Source organism: Macrococcus equipercicus, assembly GCF_004359525.2.
GTDB lineage: Bacteria > Bacillota > Bacilli > Staphylococcales > Staphylococcaceae > Macrococcus > Macrococcus equipercicus.
On record NZ_SCWC02000038.1, the window covers coordinates 1 to 380 of the forward strand.

1 protein-coding gene is annotated in these 380 nt (G+C 64.7%); it reads left to right on the forward strand.

Going from position 1 to position 380, the window contains the following annotated elements; genetic code table 11:
* The coding region (locus tag ERX35_RS11335) for an efflux RND transporter permease subunit (protein WP_149459988.1) at positions 1–380 on the forward strand (380 nt) is incomplete at both ends.

Here is a 380-nt window from a genome sequence, read left to right on the forward strand (position 1 = left end):
CCGCCATCCTCGGCGGGCTGCTGGAATACCGCCGCGTGTTCGCACTGTCGTTCCTGGGCTTTTGCGTGGCGTCGTGTGCCCTGTACCTCGTTCTCGGGCGCGACTTCTTCCCCGATGTCGATGCCGGCCAGATCCGCCTGCACATGCGCGCGCCGTCGGGCCTGCGGATTGAAGAAACCGCACGGCTGGCCGACGAAGTGGAAACGGCCATCCGCGAGATCATTCCCAAGCAGGAGCTGTCGACCATCCTCGACAACCTGGGCGTGCCGAACTCGGGGATCAACCTGTCGTACAGCAACGCGGGCACGATCGGCACGCTGGATGGGGAAATCCTGATCGCCCTGCACGAGGGCGAGCGCAAACCGAGCGCGGAATACATC